Here is an 18436-nt window from a genome sequence, read left to right on the forward strand (position 1 = left end):
CCATGACAGACGTTGCTATGGAAAACCAAACTGTAGATAAAAAGCCGAACAAATTTGCGATGCTAATTTCCTGCCTATTGGCCTTTCCACTTGCAGCGGTGTTGTTAGTGCATCCTGCTGCTATGTTGGATGACAATGGTCACTATAGCCATAGTGCACTGATGTATATCATGATTGGTATCTCAGGTGGCTTTATCCACGGCGTCGGGTTCGTGCCACGCCACTGGATTTGGAAATGGCTATTTAGCCCGTTTCTATCGTGGCCACTGATGATCTGGGGTTATTACACCTGGTTCTTCAGTTAAATAAAAAAGCCCTCATTGACTGAGGGCTTTTTTATAGTTCGTTTTTCTTGGATTCTACATTTCAGCCATGACACCAATAATGCCATTAATAATCATATCTACCGCAATGGTTCCAATCAGTAAGGCCGACAGTCGCCCAACAATATCAACATAACGGTCAATATATTTGGCATGCTTATAACGCAAATGGTCATGCGCAAATTTCATTAAGATCATCAAGCCACAGGTCAACGCCAAAGTCAGGAAAATAATCATCGCTGCGCCGCTGATTGGCAGTGCCATACCTGTCACCACAGCAGCACTAATCGTACCTGGACCAATCATAAAAGGCATGGCAATAGTTCCTGCCAAATGCTCAGGCGCACCACGCATTTCACCAATGGTATCTGCCCCCTGAAACACGTAACGATAACCAATCACCAAGAAGATCAGACCACCAAATATTTGAAAGGCTTCAAAGCGTACATTTAAATATTTACTAAAAATCGCTTCTCCGCCCCATGCAAACAGCATAAATACTATAAAGGCAATGAGACAGCCCTGAATCAAGGCCTTATTAAACACTTTAGCTTCGGAGTTCCGAATCATGCCAATCATGTAAATACTCATTAAAAACGGATTCAGTAATGAGAAAAACAAAGCAAAAGCATGTAAATATGAGGTCAACATGGTTCCTCCTAATTATCCTTGAGGGTCTGGAAATAAGGGACGATTTCCTGGACTGATTCGATTGATATGTAAGAAGGTCATGTGACGTTCATAACGATCCAGCACATCATTAATCACTTGCTCTTTGGTGTAACCGACTAAGTCGTTGCCTTGAGAACCTTCATACAAATAAGTTTCAAGACGGTAATAGAAGCGCTTACCCAGTTTGCCGCGCTCACTAAAGGTCGGCGCGATATAACGTACTGGCCAAATTTGATAGACAAAGTTTTGTTCTTCTTCCAAATGAATCATCAAATCTAAGTGATACAGATTTGGGTCTTCTTCAAGCGCATTCTCTTGAACACTGATGTCAATACCGCGCTTTTGCATTTCTTCGGCAACGGCCATCACCGCAGGTCGGCAAATATCATCGAGCATACGCCGAGTATCGGTTGTTCCTGGATGGTGCATGACTCGGGACAACCGTTTTTTCCAGTTGAGGATGTCGACATTGCCCACCACGGGTGCGGCATTTAAACTGCTACTGGCTTGTCGGTAGTCTTCTAACCGCAGTGATTTATACAAACCTGCCATCACCAAGAACATCACAAAACTAAACGGCAACCCCATAATAATCGTGGCATTTTGTAGTGCCGTAATCCCGTTAGCCATCAACATTGCAAGGGTCAATAAACCAATCGCTATGGCCCAAAATACGCTCAACCATCGCGGTGCATCATGATCGACATTGGTAAATTGAGTAGTGAAATTACCCAGTACCAGTGCACCAGAGTCCGCTGAGGTCACATAAAACAATAAGCCTGTAATTGTGGCTACACCTGCAATAAACGGAAACCATGGATACTGTGCTAGCAAGTCATAAAAACCATGTGCAGGATTTGCAATGACACTTTGTGCAAGGGCTAAATTACCATCAAAAATCACACTATGTAGTGCACTATTTCCAAAAATTGATAACCACGTAAGTGTGAAAAACAGAGGAATAATGAGCGTTCCGCTAACAAACTCACGAATGGTTCGACCACGTGAAATCCGTGCTAAAAACAAACCTACAAATGGTGACCAAGCCACCCACCATGCCCAAAAGAACAATGTCCAACTGTTCATCCATTCTTTCGGTTGTTGAAAGGCAAAACTTTCCAAAGTCATACTTGGAAAACGGTTAATGTAGTCCCCAATATTTTGCACAAAAGTATTCAATAGAAATTCGGTATTGCCTAAAAACAAAATAAATAGCATCAAACCAACAGAGACATAAATATTGATTTCGGAGAGAATACGCAGTCCCTTATTCACCCCTGAAGTCACTGAAATAATGGTCATTACCACCGCGACCACAATTAATGCGGTTTGCATCCAGAGGTTTTCAGGTAAATCGAACAACACATGCAAGCCATAGTTCAGCTGTACTACCCCAATCCCGCAGGTCGTGGCAATACCAAAGATAGTACCGATGACCGCTGCGGTATCGACACTATGACCGATCGGCCCATGAATCTTATTGCCAAAGATCGGATATAAAGCAGAGCGAATAGTCAGTGGTAAGTTATAGCGATAACTAAAATATCCCAATGCCATGCCAATCAAGGCATACATACACCACCCAGTTAGACCATAGTGAAACAGGGTCCACACCATGCCTTGACGTGCAGCCTCTAGGGTCTGCCCCTCACCTACGGGTGGATGCATATAGTGGGATAAAGGTTCCGCCACCGAGAAAAACATCAAATCGATGCCAATCCCAGCTGAGAACAACATTGCAGACCAACTTAAAAGGCTAAATTCTGGCTTGGAATGTTTGGGGCCTAATTTAATGTTGCCATAGCGAGAACAGGCAATAAAAATGACAAAGACCATATACAAAGTCGCTGCGAGTAAGTAATACCAACTAAAAGTTGAACTCACCCACGCCAAGACTGTATTTAAGATTCGGTTAGCAAAGTCATTAAACAAAATGGTGGTAATAGAAAAAATTAAAATAATGAGAGCTGAAATATAAAAGACCACACCATTTAAACGGTCTTTAGGCGCTAATGTTTGATCATCAACTGCTCTTGGATTATCTGTTGCCATACAATCCTCAAGAAAGTAAATAAAAAAAGACAAAAGCCAATTTTTAAACTTCTCGTGGTCGAGAGCTTAAAAATCGACTAACGAAAACGACAGTATTTTTATCAGAAATAAAAACGCTATCTTCTTTAAACCTGAAGGTCTAAATCATTTATGAGGTGCATTTGCTACACAGTTTTAAAATGTGAGCCTCCCTTGTTCATCGATATTCCGATTGGAATCTTGTAGATCTCCCTTCAACATGACTATATGAGCTTTCTCAACTCGAAAAAAGTATAAAACCGTAAGCTCATAGCTCATAAGCTCACTTTTCCGAATGATGTTCTGCAATTAAACCCTTATGACACATCCTTTTGATAAATAAAAAGTTATGTCGAATACTCAAAGCAATTTAGCAATATTTTGCTTTGAATTTAACCATAAGTGTACTTTTTATTGATTGAACGTTCAATCAATAAAAAGTATCATAAAAAAATGCTATGATGCTTTCCATGTAAGTTATTGAATCTAACGCCTTTAAATTTAAGGCAAATTGTTCTGGATTGTCATGAATAAACGTAGAGTAAAACCTGAGCATGAGCGCCGTGAAGAAATCATTAATGCTGCCTATGCAGTCATTTATGAAGTGGGCTTATCCAACACCACCATTGCTCAAATTGCGAAAAAAGCACAGCTTTCTACGGGCATTGTGAGTCATTATTTTGGTGATAAACAAGGCCTCATTCACAGTTGCATGCGCCAAATGCTCAATGTCTTAGCCGAGACCACGGCAAGCTATAAGGCAAAGGTGGTGCAGCCCAGTCCGGAACATTCGCTCAAAGCCATTATTGATGCCAACTTTGACATCAGTCAGGTCAACAACACTGCTATGCGGGTTTGGCTGGATTTTTGGTCTGCCAGTATGCACCTACCCAACTTAGGTCGACTGCAACGAATCAATGACCAACGTCTTTATTCAAATTTGAAGTTTCACTTCTTGCAGCTCATGCCAAAGTCTCAAGCAAGCCAAGCCGCTAAAGGGCTAGCAGCACTGATTGATGGATTATGGTTACGTGGAAGTTTAAGTGGTCATCAAGCATTTGATCGTGATTTGGCACGTTCTATTGCATACGACTATGTCGATATGCAACTTCGCTTAATTCAACAGATACGGCAGGAACAACAAAATGAATAATGTACAGCTTCACTCGCTTTATATTCACGGACAATATTTCAATGCCACCAGTGGTCAAACCTTTGACAGTATTAATCCTGCCACAGGTCAAGTCATTGCCACCATTCAACAAGCCTCTAAAGCCGACGTCGATGCAGCCGTACACAGTGCTGTACAAGGGCAACGTGAATGGGCTGCCAAAACAGCGGTCGAACGTGCCCGTATTTTACGTCGTGCAGTCGATATTTTACGCGCTCGTAATGACGAATTAGCACGCCTAGAAACACTGGATACAGGTAAAGCGTTCAGTGAAACATCCACCGTCGATATTGTCACTGGTGCAGACGTTTTAGAGTACTACGCAGGACTTGCAACGGCCATTCAAGGTGAACAAGTGCCGCTACGTGAAAGTAGTTTTTTCTACACGCGCCGTGAACCTTTAGGTGTGGTGGCAGGCATTGGTGCTTGGAATTATCCCATCCAAATTGCACTTTGGAAATCAGCTCCAGCCCTCGCTGCTGGGAATGCCATGATTTTTAAACCCAGCGAAGTGACCCCTCTTACCGCCTTAAAATTGGCAGAGATCTACACTGAAGCAGGCGTACCTGCTGGGGTTTTCAACGTAGTACAAGGTTTTGGTGCTGAAGTGGGTCAATGGTTGACTGAACACCCAGATATCCAAAAAATTTCGTTCACAGGTGGTGTGGCAACGGGTAAAAAGGTCATGGCCAGTGCTGCGGCTTCTAGTCTCAAAGAAGTCACCATGGAGCTCGGTGGCAAATCACCTCTGATTATTTGTGCCGATGCCAACCTTGACCGTGCAGCCGATATCGCAGTAATGGCGAACTTCTTTAGCTCAGGTCAAGTATGTACCAATGGCACCCGTGTGTTTGTACCACAAACCCTCAAGGCTGCATTTGAACAAGCAGTGATTGAGCGTGTAAAACGTATCCGCATAGGTGACCCGATGCAGGCTGAAACCAACTTTGGACCTTTAGTCAGCTTTCCGCATATGGAAAAAGTCTTGTCTTATATTGAGTCAGGCAAACAACAAGGTGCGATCTTATTGACTGGTGGACAACGTGCCACTGAAGCAGCACTTACTCAAGGGGCATATGTATTACCGACTGTGTTTACCGACTGTCATGACGACATGCACATTGTGCAAGATGAAATCTTTGGTCCGGTCATGAGCATTTTAAGCTATGACAGTATTGAAAAAGCCGTTCAGCGTGCCAACAACACCAGTTATGGTTTAGCTGCGGGTGTGGTCACACAAGATATTTCCCAAGCACATCGCATTATTCATCAGCTTGAGGCTGGTATTTGCTGGATCAATACTTGGGGCGAATCCCCTGCTGAAATGCCTGTAGGTGGTTATAAACAGTCGGGCGTTGGACGTGAAAATGGCATCACCACACTTGAACACTATACCCGCATCAAATCGGTTCAAGTTGAACTGGACGCATACCAAAGTATTTTTTAAAGTCTGAATTTTAGCTATCTAAATCCTTACTTCTTTTTTATTTATTCTTTTTTTCATCCTCAACTCAACATGTGGCCACGTTCTCATGCAACGTGGTCCTGCCATAGAAAAAGGATCATTATGCATTCTCAACACTACGATTATATTATTATTGGCGCAGGATCAGCAGGTAATGTACTGGCTGCTCGCTTAACTGAAGACCCCGATGTTTCGGTACTGTTACTCGAAGCAGGTGGACCGGATTATCGTCTCGACTTTCGCACCCAAATGCCTGCGGCTTTGGCTTATCCCTTACAAGGGCGTCGTTATAACTGGGCCTATTTAACCAACCCAGAACCCCACATGAACAACCGTCGTATGGAATGTGGTCGTGGTAAAGGCTTAGGCGGTTCGTCCCTCATTAATGGCATGTGTTATATCCGCGGAAATGCCATGGATTTAGAACAATGGGCCAGCCTTAAAGGTCTTGAAGACTGGAGCTATGCGGACTGTCTGCCTTATTACAAAAAAGCCGAAACTCGTGATATTGGTGGCAATGATTATCATGGCGATGCTGGCCCTGTTTCTGTTGCCACGCCTAAAGCAAACAATAATGTTTTATTCCACGCCATGGTTGAAGCGGGTGTGCAAGCAGGCTATCCACGCACCGATGACTTAAATGGTTATCAACAAGAAGGTTTCGGCCCAATGGATCGAACCGTGACCCCCAAAGGTCGACGCTCAAGCACAGCACGTGGCTATTTAGATATGGCCAAAGGTCGAGCGAATCTAACCATTATTACCCATGCCATGACCAATCAAATTTTGTTCAGTGGCAAACAAGCGATTGGTGTTGAATATATTCAAGGTGCTAATCAAAACAACTTGCTTCAGGTCTATGCCGATAAGGAAGTTCTACTTTGTGCAGGGGCGATTGCATCACCGCAAATTTTGCAACGTTCGGGTGTTGGTTCAAGTACTTTACTTCAGTCTCTCGACATTCCAGTCGTGCATGACTTACCGGGTGTCGGTGAAAACCTGCAAGACCATTTAGAAATGTACTTACAATATAAGTGTAAGCAACCTGTTTCTCTCTACCCTGCTTTAAAATGGCAAAATCAACCTGCAATTGGTGCAGAGTGGTTGTTTAACGGAACAGGGATTGGAGCAAGCAACCAGTTTGAAGCAGGCGGCTTTATTCGATCATCTAAAGAGTTTGCTTGGCCAAATATTCAATACCACTTCTTGCCTGTTGCAATTAACTATAATGGCAGCAATGCCGTCAAAGAGCATGGCTTCCAAGCCCATGTCGGTTCGATGCGCTCGCCTTCACGCGGTCGAGTACATGTGACATCCAAGAATCCTTTCGACCATCCAAGTATTTTATTTAACTACATGTCGACAGAACAAGACTGGCAAGAATTTCGTGATGCCATCCGTATTACTCGTGAAATTATGCAGCAACCTGCGCTTGATCCTTACCGTGGCGAAGAAATTAGCCCTGGAAAAGATGTGAGTAGCGATGCTGAATTAGACGAATTTGTGCGTAATCACGCTGAAACGGCTTATCATCCATCCTGTAGTTGTAAAATGGGTGAAGATGATATGGCGGTAGTCGATGGACAAGGTCGTGTGCATGGCCTGCAAAGTTTACGTGTGGTGGATGCATCGATTATGCCGCTGATTATCACAGGTAACTTAAATGCAACCACCATTATGATGGCTGAAAAAATCGCGGATCAAATTCGTGGCCGCACAGCCCTATCTCGTTCTCATGCACCTTTTTATCAAGCTGAAACTGAATAAGTTTTAATAGCTCAGCACCTGACTTTAATTTGCTTTAAAATAATAAGGTCAGGTGATTATTCATTTTTTCTTAAACAACAATGCTGAGTTTTGTACAGACAGTGCTATTTCTATTAGCATCCAATTTATTCATTTTAGCTTTTAAAATATTGAATGCCTGTATATATATTCAACATCAATATCTTAATTATCAAATCCTAACAAAAATAAACACCAATAAAAACAATGATTAATCTTACACATCACTCATATTTATAGTTCAACCCAACCCATTTACAATAAAAATTACTAAGTCAATACATATTTAGTCTAAAATATTCATAAATCAGAACTGTGTGATAGGCTCAAAACTTATATTTTTTGTGCGCTTTTCAGCTTTTAAGTATTACTTCAACTATACCAAGCTGATCATTTATAAGCAGCTCTATCATTCTTCTTATTTTTATTCTATTCGCTATAAAGCGATCCAAAACCTGCTCCCCAAGGTAATAATCGCATGAACAAATTTTTAAAATACCTTTTGGTATTGATCGTACTGCTTATTATTGCAGTCGTAATTTTCTTATTTAGACCCATCACGTCTAAAAAAATTCAAACCACCAGCAATGAGCCTGTTGTTGACGCAGTCTTAGTTGGCGGTGGAATCATGAGTGCAACTTTAGGCACATATCTAAGCGAGCTTGAGCCAAACTGGCAAATTCGCATGTATGAACGCCTAGACAATGTTGCGCAAGAAAGCTCAAACGGCTTCAACAATGCCGGCACAGGCCACTCTGGCTTTATGGAAATGAACTATACCTCTGAAAAAGATGGAAAAATGGACATTTCTAAAGCGGTGAACGTTGCGGAACAATTTGAAGTTGCAAAACAGTTCTGGTCTTATCAGGTGAAAGAAGGCGTTTTGGGTCAACCAAATAGCTTTATCAATCCTGTGCCGCACATTGCCTTCGTTTGGGGCGATAACGTGAATTTCCTAGAAAAACGTTATGCTGCAATGGTTAAAAACCCGATGTTCTATGGCATGAAATTCTCTGAGAATCCTGCTGAAATTAAACAATGGGCGCCTTTAGTGATGAATGGCCGTGATACTGCACAGAAAGTAGCTGCAACACGCATGGATGTCGGTTCGGATGTGAACTATGGTTCGATCACCACTCAATTGGTCGATCACCTTAAAAAACAATCTAACTTCAAACTACAAACATCGACTGAAGTGACTGGCATTAGCCAAAACGATGATAAAACGTGGACGGTTGCATTTAAAAACCTCACTACAGGTAAAACAGATCACGTGAAAACGCGCTTTGTCTTTATTGGTGCAGGTGGTGCAGCGGTTAAGCTTTTACAAATGACAGGCTTACCAGAAGCGAAGCAATATGCTGGCTTCCCTGTAGGTGGCGTGTTCTTAATGACCGACAACCCAAAAGTCACTGAAGGTCATACTGCAAAAGTTTATGGTCGTGCTGAGTTAGGCGCACCTCCAATGTCTGTTCCACATATTGATACACGTTATATCGACGGTAAAAAATATGTGTTATTTGGCCCATTTGCAACTTATTCAAACAAGTTCTTAAAACAAGGTTCTCAGCTTGATTTATTGAAATCAACCACGAAGAACAACGTTTTACCAATGACTGCTGTGGGTATGGAAAATCTTGATTTGGTGAAATACTTGGTGAGCCAAGTAATGATGACCGATGCCGACCGTTTTAATGAATTGAAAAAATACTACCCTGATGCAAAACCAGAAGACTGGCGCATGAATCAAGGTGGTCAACGTGTTCAAATCATTAAGAAAGAACCAGGCAAACCTGCAAGCTTACAATTTGGTACCGAGATTTTTGCATCACAAGACGGTGCTGTGACTGCCCTATTAGGTGCTTCACCAGGTGCTTCAACTTCTCCTTATATTATGTTGAGCTTGCTTGAAAAAGCATTCCCACAACAAGTAGAAGGTAAATGGAATCCGAAATTACATGAAATTGTAAAATCGTACCAACAAGAGCTCAGCACTAATCCTGTTCTTCTTGACCAAGTTCGCCAGTACACCAGCACAACCCTAGGTTTGAAATACACACCTATGGCTAAGGCTGCAAATGACGAAACTGTTGCGGTAGCAAAAGCACAGTAATCTGCTTTAAACCCTAAAAAGGATGGACTTTGCACCATCCTTTTTTTAATTCATATTTGAAACTATTCTGTTTATGTCGCTTTTCCATTCCGACGCTTTTTTGGCTTTTCGTTCACGTGATTTTTCACTTCTGAGTGTCAATCAGTTGTGCTTAATTCTAGCCATCATGATTCAAGAAGTCGTCATTGCCTATAGCGTCTACCAACTCACTCAGAACCCACTCAGCCTTGGCATGATTGCATTAATTGAGTTACTTCCCTTTATTTGCCTCTCCCTGATTAGTGGCGACTGGGCTGACCGCTATAACCGACAAAAAATTGTGCAGTGGAGTTTTAGCTGTAGCACTCTAATTCCATTATTATTTATTGTTCTTTTTTCTCAGTATCAACAACAGCACATTCAACAAAATACTCTTTTATGCGGCATTTATAGCCTCATCTTTTGCTTAGGCATACTTAGAGGCATTTACAGCCCATCTTTTAATTCATTACGCCCTTTTCTAACCCCCGAGTCAGCCTATAGCAATGCAGCCACATGGACTGCGCTCATTTGGCAAATGGGCGGTATTTTAGCGCCTTTATGCGCAGGACTTTTACTCGGCCAAATTGGGCTTGAAAAAACCCTCTTTATTGTTTTTCTGTTATGTTGCATGGGTAGCATCTGCTTATTCGGATTAAGTCCTCGTCAATTCCCTAGCCCACATAAACAGCATTTAAGCAAAAGTTTGAAAGAAGCCTATTTGTTTATTTTTAAACATCCACTGATGTTTTGGAGTATATTGTTGGATCTCAGCGCCATGCTTTTTTGTAGTGTCATTATCTTACTACCTATTTTTGCACACGATATCCTGCATCTCGGCGTTGAAGGCCTAGGTATACTCAGAGCAGCACCAGCCATTGGCGCCTGTATCATGATGTTGATGTTGACCTGTTATTCTCCAATGCAAAATGCATGGAGAAACATGCTCTATAGTAGTTTTGCAATTGCTTTATGCACTTTAGCCTTCGCACTATCCTCCCATATTTGGCTCTCAGTCATCTTCCTTGTTTTGATCGGTGCCTTTGATAGTATCAGCATGGTCATTCGACAAACTTTATTACAGCAACTCCCACCGAAAGCACTATTAGGGCGTGTAGCGGCTTTAAATGGCATCTTAGTCACTTCAGGCAATCAGCTCGGTGCCCTACACACAAGCCTAATGACGCGCTATTTTTCGGTAGTGCCAGCAGTATTTATTGGCGGGACGCTGTGTTTAATGATCTGTGGTCTAAGTTCTACTCGTACGCGACATTTACTCAAGCCATCTCCAACACAACAAAAACATGCCGCCGTCACAAGAATCGAATAGCATGTTAAGCTTCAAATCTTCTTTTAATACGATGTGAGTTTTCAATAGAGCAAATTATGAAACTGATCCCCCCCTTTTCACACACACTCTATGCCAAACTCTATTCTTTCGTACTATCCGTGTTGTTGGCTTATTGCCTATTCAATGCAATCTATAGTGTGATTATTGGTGGAAAAAGCGCATACCTTTTCAGTAGTCTGATTTTAATATTTCAAACAATTACTGTTTTTAAAGCATCTGCAAAGAAAAAGATCTATATCTATATGGGATTGTTTGGACTCATTTTAAGTCTGGTTTATCTCAATCATTGGACGTTTCTTTCTCAGCATGAAAGTATTGCCATTCTTCCCTCAGTCATACTCACCTTACTAAGCTTAGGCTATTTTTCACAGCAGCACTTGCGTTTAAATCTATTGAAGATGGCTTTAATTTTTTGGCTTTTTATACTGACTTATACGCAATACCATGACTTGAACACTCTGCAAAACTATTATGATAGCCTGCATACAGGCGAAACATGGCAACAATATGGTGCTTTATAAAGATCAAACAACCGTTAGCGTTTTCTTCTTATTTTAAGCACAAAAAAGCCAGCAATATCGCTGGCTTGATTCTTTTAAACTTTAGCGATGAGTATGAATCGACATCACAATGCCCATGCTCGCCAGCATGGTAATCACCGCGGTTCCACCATAACTCATCAGTGGCAATGGATCACCTGTTACAGGTAAAATCCCGCTCACCATCCCAGAGTTTAACAATACAAAGAAGAAGAACGTTAAGCCAACAGCGCCCGCGTATAAACGTCCAAAATTATGGAAGCTGTTCATACCAATAATCAAACAACGAATAATAATGGCCGCAAACAAACTAAACAGCAAGAACACCCCAATAAAGCCAAACTCTTCCGCATACGTAGACATAATGAAGTCGGTATGGTGCTCAGGCAAATACCCCAAATGTGACTGTGTACCTTCTGTAAAGCCCTTCCCCATTAAGCCACCTGAACCAATGGCAATCTTGGATTGGATAATATTCCAACCTGCACCCAATGCATCCGACTCTGGATCAAATAAAGTGAGCACTCGCTTTTTTTGGTACTCTTGTAAAAAGAACATCCAAAGTAAGGGAGCAACAACAGCCAATGCCCCACAGGCCAAAGCAATGAGTCGCCAAGAGATACCGCTGAGGAAAATGACGCACACACCAGGAATCAAGAGACCTAGGTTTAAGTCGGGCTGTAAAGCTGCCAATAAAAACGGCAACATCATGATACCCAACGAAATCACAATATGCATAAACTTCGGCGGGAATGCGCGGCCTGCAAAGTACCACGCCATCATCAAAGGCATGGCAAACTTCATAAACTCAGAAGGCTGCATACTACCAATACCCGGTAGACTAATCCAACGTCTAGCTCCCATGCGGGTTTCGCCCACCACCAAGACCAATACCATTAAAATCACAGCAAAGATGAAAAAATAAGGACTAATGGCCTGATAGACTTTGGGTGGAATTTGTGCACAGATAATCATCACAATGAAGCCCACAGCAAAACTTGTGGCTTGGCGAAACACCATGCCCATATCTTGCGCTGAAGCACTATAAATAACCAACAATCCCAACACGGCGTTTAAAATCAGAAAGCATAAAAGCCATGGATCTAAATGCAATTTAGCCCAGCGAGATGAGTCATGTTTAATGCTTCTACCGTCACGTAAAGACTGACGTAAAAAACGATACTGCTGTGATGGTATCATTTGCGTAAATTGAATGAGCTAAAGACAGGGCAAATTATAAGTTCAAAGTGTTTTAGATAACATCATTCAAACCCATATTTCTGTAGTTTTAGCTCAATAAATCTAAATAATTCTTATTGTGCCGCCAAAATCAGGCGCGCAAGCTCAAGGTCATCTGGATAGGTAATTTTAATATTATCGGAGCGCCCTTGTACGACTTGAACCTTTTCACCAACAAACTCTAAAGCACTGGCTTCATCAGTAATTAAGGCTTGCGCCTCTAGTGCATGTTCAATTGCTTTTTTCAGCACCCCCAGTTTAGCAATCTGCGGAGTTTGTGCCTGCCAAAGTTGTGAACGATCAACCGTTTCTTGAATATCTTGCGCTGAGATCACACGCTTTAAAGTATCTCTAACAGGAATAGCTAAAATTGCCCCTCTATTGGACTGAATAGCAGTATCAACCAGTTTAAATAAACAATTCTGCGTGACACATGGACGTGCTGCATCATGCACAAAAACCCAGTCGTCAGCATCAGCGATTGTGGAAAGATAGTTGAGCGCACTGAGCACTGAGTCTACACGCTCAGCACCACCTTTACAAAAATGTGCTTTTTCCATGTTGGTAAAAGGCAAACTTTGAGCGACATCATCATCTGAACCAATCGCCAAAACATAGCCCTGCAAGGGCAATTGATTAAGGCGTAAAACCGTATGTTCAAGTACGGTCTTTTGTCCAATCATTTGATATTGTTTTAGTTCAGTTTTAGAAAAGCGACTACCCGAGCCAGCAGCAGGAATAATAGCCCACAATTTATGGGGTAGCTGGAGGGGTTTCAGGCTCATCGTCTTCATTGGTTCTCAAATCAATTTGGGCGTTAGGATTAATATAAACAGGCTTATATTGAGTACTAATGGTACTCATTTGAATAAACGTTTCTCGGGGTTTGATTAAACCCAAATCTAGACGCGCATGCTCTTCAATGGCTTCAATACCATTTTTCAAATCATACACTTCTGCCGCTAAGACACGATTACGTTCTTTTAAGTCGTTATTAATTTCAGTTTGTTGTTGGATTTTTTGTGTGAGTTGTAAATGGTCTTGATAACCACCCTCACCAAACCAGTATAAATACTGAAACCCTGCGATCAAAATGATCGCAAGGCCTAGTAGTACTTTACTCATCAACGAGTCGAATACATTGAACATTGACATCAGTCGCTTAGTTTAAACCTTTAAACTCAGCTTTACCGCGGTAAGCAGCATTTGTCAATTCTTCAATACGAAGCAATTGGTTGTATTTCGCAACACGGTCAGAACGGCACAGTGAACCTGTCTTGATTTGACCAGCAGCAGTACCCACCGCAAGATCTGCAATCGTAGAATCTTCAGTTTCGCCAGAACGGTGTGAAATCACTGTAGAGTAACCATTTTCTTTCGCAAGATAGATTGCATCTAGAGTTTCAGTCAACGTACCAATTTGGTTGTATTTGATTAAGATAGAGTTACCTACTTTCTCATTAATACCACGTTGTAAAATCTTAGGGTTTGTAACGAACAAGTCATCACCCACCAATTGGATTTTATCACCAAGGATAGACGTCAAATAAGACCAGCCTTCCCAATCTGATTCATCTAAACCATCTTCAATTGAGATAATTGGATATTGGTTGACAAGGCCCGCTAAATAGTCAGAGAACTGGTTGCTTGTGAATGCTTTATTGCCTTCACCAGCAAGGATGTACTGACCATTTTTGTAAAATTCTGAAGATGCACAGTCAAGAGCAAGCATAATGTCAGAACCTGCTTTGTAACCAGTTTGACCAATCGCTTCAAGAATAACAGTGATCGCTTCTTCGTTTGAACGTAAGTTCGGTGCAAAACCACCTTCATCACCCACAGCAGTGTTTAAACCTTTTTTGTTTAAAACTGATTTTAGAGAATGGAAGATTTCAGCACCTGCACGCAATGCTTCAGAGAATGAAGTGAAGCCTACTGGCTCAATCATGAACTCTTGAATATCAACATTGTTGTCTGCATGCGAACCACCATTGATGATGTTCATCATCGGTACAGGCATAGTCAAAATGGTTTGACCACGTAAGTCTGCGATGTATTGGAAAAGAGGAATTTTCTTTTCATCAGCAGCAGCACGTGCAGCAGCTAGTGATACCGCTAAAGTTGCATTCGCACCCAATTTTTCTTTGTTTTCAGTACCATCAAGTTCGATCATCGTGTTATCGATGTCTTTTTGTTCAAATACTGATTTGCCCACTAAAGCATCACGGATAATCGTGTTTACGTTGTTAACCGCAGTTTTAACACCTTTACCCAAATAGCGTGCTTTGTCGCCATCACGAAGTTCTAAAGCTTCACGAGAACCAGTTGAAGCACCAGATGGTGCACATGCACGGCCAACTACGCCAGATGCTAAGATTACGTCTGCTTCGATGGTTGGGTTACCACGAGAGTCCAAAATTTCACGTGCACGAATGTCAACGATTTGGCTCATGAACAATTCCTCAGTTGATTAATAACGAGATGCTTTAGATGGCATCAATGAGTTTATAATTTAGTGTGTATCTAGCTTTTGGAAGCCTTTAACCAAGGTATCCAATTCTTTTAGCTGCGCCAAGAAAGGCTCAAGCTGAGACATACGCAACGCGCATGGTCCATCACACTTGGCTTTTTCTGGGTCTGGATGCGCTTCCAAGAATAAACCTGCTAGACCTGTTGCCATTCCCGCGCGAGCAAGTGTCGTGATTTGCGCGCGACGACCGCCCGCAGAATCCGCACGACCACCCGGAGTTTGAAGCGCATGGGTCACATCAAAAAACACAGGAACATTCATTTCTTTCATGATGTCGAAGCCCAACATGTCTACAACCAAATTGTTGTAACCAAATGCCGAACCACGTTCACAAATAATGAGCTTGTCATTCCCTGCCTCTAAACACTTATGCAAAATATGGCGCATTTCATGAGGTGCAAGGAATTGTGCTTTTTTGATGTTAATGATGGCATCAGTTTTTGCCATCGCTTCAACCAAATCAGTCTGACGACTTAGGAAAGCAGGAAGTTGAATAATATCCGCAACTTCCGCTACAGGTGCAGCTTGGTAAGGCTCATGTACATCAGTAATGATGGGTACATTGAAATGTTTTTTAATGTCAGCTAACCACTCAATCCCTTTTTCTAGGCCTGGCCCTCGAAACGAGTTCAAGCTTGAACGGTTGGCCTTATCAAAACTGGCTTTAAATACGTAAGGAATCTCCAAACGCTTGCAGATATCGACATAGGTCTCTGCAATTTCAAAAGCCAAATCTTTAGACTCAAGTACGTTCATGCCGCCGAATAGTACAAATGGCAAGTGGTTTGCCATTTGTATATCGCCTAAACGTACAATTTCTTGTGGTTTTAATTGTGACATTTAAACTTCCTAGTTTATTGCTTAACCCAAATTACTTCGCTTTTTTGTACTGTGCTTTTGCAGCATCAATAAAACTAGCAAATAATGGGTGTCCATCACGTGGTGAACTTGTAAATTCCGGGTGGAATTGTACAGCAATAAACCAAGGATGTTGAGGAATTTCAACTGTTTCTACTAAGTGCTGTACAGGTGAATAGCCCGAAATTTTCATGCCCGCTTCTTCAAGCGCTGGAATAAAACGGTTATTCATCTCATAGCGGTGACGGTGACGTTCAATAATATCTGCTGAACCATACACTTCACGTGTTTTGGTGCCTTCAACCAATTCTGATTTTTGAGCACCAAGACGCATCGTACCACCAAGATCAGAATCAACATTACGCTGTTGAACTTCACCACGTTCATCTAACCATTCAGTGATTAGACCAATCAATGGAGACTTAGTCGAACGGTTGAATTCAGTCGAACTCGCATCACTAATACCCACGACATTACGTGCATATTCGATCACAGCCAACTGCATACCTAAACAGATACCCAAGAATGGAACACCGTTTTCACGTGCGAACTTAATCGCTTGCATTTTCCCTTCAGTACCACGTTCACCGAAACCACCCGGAACTAAGATTGCATCTGCATCTTTCAATACTTCTGCTACATCTTGGCTTTCAAGCTCTTCAGCGTTTACGTAGTCGATTTGCACTTTCACACGGTTTTGAATACCGGCATGTAAAAGTGCTTCGTTTACAGATTTGTAAGCATCTGGAAGTTCAACATACTTACCCACCATTGCGACACGTACTGTGTATTCAGGGTTAAGTAATGCTTCTACAACATTATCCCAATCTGTTAAATCAGCTTCAGGAAGATCGTTATAACCAAAACGTTCACAAATTAAATCATCAACGTTTTGTTCGTAGAATGTACGTGGAATTTGGTAAATGCTGCGTGCATCTTTACACACCACAACTGCACGTGCTTCTACGTTAGTGAACAAGGCAATTTTGCGGGTCGTGTCTGCATCAACATCATATTCAGTACGACAAATTAAAATGTCAGGCTGAATACCAATAGATAACAATTCTTTTACCGAGTGTTGAGTTGGTTTAGTTTTCAACTCTGCCGCAGATTTGATATATGGAAGCAAAGTCAAGTGCATAAGCATTGTGCGCTTATGACCTAGTTCAACCATAAGTTGACGTACAGATTCCATGAATGGGAGAGATTCGATGTCACCTACTGTGCCGCCAATTTCAACAATCGCAACGTCATAACCTTCGCCTGCGCGAAGTACACGTTCTTTGATGTTGTCTGTAATATGTGGAATAACTTGAACAGTTCCACCAAGGTAGTCACCACGGCGTTCTTTATTTAAAACGTCTTGGTATACGCGACCAGAAGTAAAGTTATTTAACTTGGTCATTTTCGCACGACGCAAGAAACGTTCGTAATAACCCAAGTCTAAATCGGTTTCTGCACCATCCTCTGTGACAAAAACTTCACCATGTTGGAACGGGCTCATAGTCCCTGGATCGACATTAATGTATGGATCCATTTTTACCATGGTTACTTTTAATCCACGGGCTTCTAAAAGCGCAGCAACTGAAGCAGCTGAAATACCTTTACCTAGTGATGAAACTACACCACCAGTCACGAAAATAAAATGGGTCATTGGGTTTCTCGTACAATCGAGCCTAATTCGGCCTGCAATGTTGCGCAATTTTACTTTACCTTGTACCAATAAAGCAAAGTCAATCCGCATCAATTCATAGAACAATAAACAATTGGATATTCTATCAGCATTTGGCAGATAAAATTAAGCTAAGTTCATAGGATTTTCATCTTGCATTTTGCTGTTATAATGGCGCGATCCTTCAAACACTCGATTTTATGTAATTATGAATAAAAAACTTTTAATTTGTGGTGCCATTGCAGCAGGCTTACTATTAACAGCATGTGTAAAGAAAGAAGCGCCTAAAGAAGATGAACAAGAACAAGTTGAAGTCGTCACTACAGAGCAACAACAAACTGTTGAACTTCAACCTTTAGCAGCATCTGAGCCTGAGATTCCAGCGCAAGTTGAAGTGATTCGCGAAGAAACACCGAATACAACTACTGAAATCCGTCGTGAAACGCCAGTACCTGCTCCAGCAGCAGAGCCTGCACCTAAAGCAGAAGCACCAAAAGCTGAAGAAAAACCAACTCAAGCACGTCCAAGTAATACAAACCCAAATACACAAACTGAAGACGATGCCGTTGCAGCAGCCATTGCAGCAGCGACACCAGCTTTAGAAAACTAATCATCACTATTTAGATGATT

Annotated in this window: 16 protein-coding genes; 8 read left to right on the forward strand and 8 right to left on the reverse strand. The window is 41.8% G+C overall.

The features are described from left to right. Positions 1-2: 2 nt before the first annotated feature. Positions 3-305, forward strand: coding sequence for a cyd operon YbgE family protein (locus tag F946_RS09945; RefSeq protein ID WP_004696655.1), 303 nt, complete (start codon positions 3-5; stop codon positions 303-305). Between the two features lie 54 nt (positions 306-359). Here F946_RS09945 and F946_RS09950 read toward each other — a convergent pair whose 3' ends face one another. Next, a complete protein-coding gene (locus F946_RS09950) occupies positions 360-974 on the reverse strand; it encodes a MarC family protein (protein WP_004981851.1) in 615 nt (204 codons plus the stop codon). Positions 975-986: 12 nt separating this feature from the next. Continuing rightward, entirely contained in the window at positions 987-3047 is a 2061-nt protein-coding gene (locus tag F946_RS09955; protein WP_004981853.1) for a choline transporter, read from the reverse strand. 544 nt (positions 3048-3591) lie between these two features. Between F946_RS09955 and betI the strand changes: the two genes are divergently transcribed. From betI to F946_RS09985, 6 genes are all read left to right on the forward strand, one after another. Next, positions 3592-4218 (forward strand): transcriptional regulator BetI, encoded by a 627-nt coding sequence (betI, locus tag F946_RS09960; RefSeq protein ID WP_004981856.1) that lies wholly within the window; start codon positions 3592-3594, stop codon positions 4216-4218. Further along, the gene (betB, locus tag F946_RS09965) at positions 4211-5683 is read left to right on the forward strand and encodes a betaine-aldehyde dehydrogenase (protein ID WP_004981860.1); all 1473 of its coding nucleotides are present in this window, start codon (positions 4211-4213) and stop codon (positions 5681-5683) included. The genes betI and betB overlap by 8 nt, the downstream gene beginning before the upstream one ends. Positions 5684-5803: 120 nt before the next feature. Beyond that, positions 5804-7468: a choline dehydrogenase gene (betA, locus tag F946_RS09970; RefSeq protein ID WP_004981862.1), complete on the forward strand. Its 1665-nt coding sequence runs from the start codon at positions 5804-5806 to the stop codon at positions 7466-7468. Between the two features lie 496 nt (positions 7469-7964). Beyond that, positions 7965-9599: a malate dehydrogenase (quinone) gene (mqo, locus tag F946_RS09975; RefSeq protein ID WP_004981864.1), complete on the forward strand. Its 1635-nt coding sequence runs from the start codon at positions 7965-7967 to the stop codon at positions 9597-9599. 73 nt (positions 9600-9672) lie between these two features. Then, positions 9673-10947, forward strand: a complete 1275-nt coding sequence (locus F946_RS09980) for an MFS transporter (protein WP_004981865.1) — start codon at positions 9673-9675, stop codon at positions 10945-10947. A gap of 56 nt (positions 10948-11003) precedes the next feature. Beyond that, positions 11004-11489: a hypothetical protein gene (locus tag F946_RS09985; protein ID WP_004981867.1), complete on the forward strand. Its 486-nt coding sequence runs from the start codon at positions 11004-11006 to the stop codon at positions 11487-11489. Between the two features lie 81 nt (positions 11490-11570). On the opposite strand, the gene rodA is transcribed toward F946_RS09985, so the two are convergent. The 6 genes from rodA to F946_RS10015 all read right to left on the reverse strand — a co-directional run bounded on the left by rodA (position 11571) and on the right by F946_RS10015 (position 17788). Continuing rightward, positions 11571-12707 (reverse strand): rod shape-determining protein RodA, encoded by a 1137-nt coding sequence (gene rodA, locus F946_RS09990; RefSeq protein WP_004696637.1) that lies wholly within the window; start codon positions 12705-12707, stop codon positions 11571-11573. A gap of 113 nt (positions 12708-12820) precedes the next feature. Next, a complete protein-coding gene (gene ispD, locus F946_RS09995) occupies positions 12821-13540 on the reverse strand; it encodes a 2-C-methyl-D-erythritol 4-phosphate cytidylyltransferase (RefSeq protein ID WP_004981869.1) in 720 nt (239 codons plus the stop codon). Beyond that, on the reverse strand, positions 13500-13901 hold the full coding sequence (locus F946_RS10000; protein ID WP_078388790.1) for a septum formation initiator family protein: 402 nt from the start codon (positions 13899-13901) through the stop codon (positions 13500-13502). The genes ispD and F946_RS10000 overlap by 41 nt, the downstream gene beginning before the upstream one ends. Positions 13902-13908: 7 nt before the next feature. Next, positions 13909-15198: a phosphopyruvate hydratase gene (eno, locus tag F946_RS10005; RefSeq protein ID WP_004696631.1), complete on the reverse strand. Its 1290-nt coding sequence runs from the start codon at positions 15196-15198 to the stop codon at positions 13909-13911. Positions 15199-15258: 60 nt separating this feature from the next. Further along, a complete protein-coding gene (gene kdsA, locus F946_RS10010; protein WP_004981871.1) occupies positions 15259-16116 on the reverse strand; it encodes a 3-deoxy-8-phosphooctulonate synthase in 858 nt (285 codons plus the stop codon). A gap of 31 nt (positions 16117-16147) precedes the next feature. Further along, on the reverse strand, positions 16148-17788 hold the full coding sequence (locus F946_RS10015) for a CTP synthase (protein WP_004981873.1): 1641 nt from the start codon (positions 17786-17788) through the stop codon (positions 16148-16150). A 226-nt stretch (positions 17789-18014) separates the two neighbouring features. Between F946_RS10015 and F946_RS10020 the strand changes: the two genes are divergently transcribed. Continuing rightward, entirely contained in the window at positions 18015-18416 is a 402-nt protein-coding gene (locus F946_RS10020; RefSeq protein ID WP_004981875.1) for a hypothetical protein, read from the forward strand. Positions 18417-18436 lie beyond the last annotated feature (20 nt).

Source organism: Acinetobacter johnsonii ANC 3681 (assembly GCF_000368805.1).
In the GTDB taxonomy this organism is placed as follows: Bacteria; Pseudomonadota; Gammaproteobacteria; order Pseudomonadales; family Moraxellaceae; genus Acinetobacter; species Acinetobacter johnsonii.

Excerpts from the sequence above, each read along its gene's own strand:
- F946_RS09945 (WP_004696655.1), top strand. The coding sequence starts at position 3 with ATGACAGACGTTGCTATGGAAAACCAAACTGTAGATAAAAAGCCGAAC.
- F946_RS09950 (WP_004981851.1), bottom strand. The coding sequence starts at position 974 with ATGTTGACCTCATATTTACATGCTTTTGCTTTGTTTTTCTCATTACTG.
- F946_RS09955 (WP_004981853.1), bottom strand. The coding sequence starts at position 3,047 with ATGGCAACAGATAATCCAAGAGCAGTTGATGATCAAACATTAGCGCCT.
- betI (WP_004981856.1), top strand. The coding sequence starts at position 3,592 with ATGAATAAACGTAGAGTAAAACCTGAGCATGAGCGCCGTGAAGAAATC.
- betB (WP_004981860.1), top strand. The coding sequence starts at position 4,211 with ATGAATAATGTACAGCTTCACTCGCTTTATATTCACGGACAATATTTC.
- betA (WP_004981862.1), top strand. The coding sequence starts at position 5,804 with ATGCATTCTCAACACTACGATTATATTATTATTGGCGCAGGATCAGCA.
- mqo (WP_004981864.1), top strand. The coding sequence starts at position 7,965 with ATGAACAAATTTTTAAAATACCTTTTGGTATTGATCGTACTGCTTATT.
- F946_RS09980 (WP_004981865.1), top strand. The coding sequence starts at position 9,673 with ATGTCGCTTTTCCATTCCGACGCTTTTTTGGCTTTTCGTTCACGTGAT.
- F946_RS09985 (WP_004981867.1), top strand. The coding sequence starts at position 11,004 with ATGAAACTGATCCCCCCCTTTTCACACACACTCTATGCCAAACTCTAT.
- rodA (WP_004696637.1), bottom strand. The coding sequence starts at position 12,707 with ATGATACCATCACAGCAGTATCGTTTTTTACGTCAGTCTTTACGTGAC.
- ispD (WP_004981869.1), bottom strand. The coding sequence starts at position 13,540 with ATGAAGACGATGAGCCTGAAACCCCTCCAGCTACCCCATAAATTGTGG.
- F946_RS10000 (WP_078388790.1), bottom strand. The coding sequence starts at position 13,901 with ATGTCAATGTTCAATGTATTCGACTCGTTGATGAGTAAAGTACTACTA.
- eno (WP_004696631.1), bottom strand. The coding sequence starts at position 15,198 with ATGAGCCAAATCGTTGACATTCGTGCACGTGAAATTTTGGACTCTCGT.
- kdsA (WP_004981871.1), bottom strand. The coding sequence starts at position 16,116 with ATGTCACAATTAAAACCACAAGAAATTGTACGTTTAGGCGATATACAA.
- F946_RS10015 (WP_004981873.1), bottom strand. The coding sequence starts at position 17,788 with ATGACCCATTTTATTTTCGTGACTGGTGGTGTAGTTTCATCACTAGGT.
- F946_RS10020 (WP_004981875.1), top strand. The coding sequence starts at position 18,015 with ATGAATAAAAAACTTTTAATTTGTGGTGCCATTGCAGCAGGCTTACTA.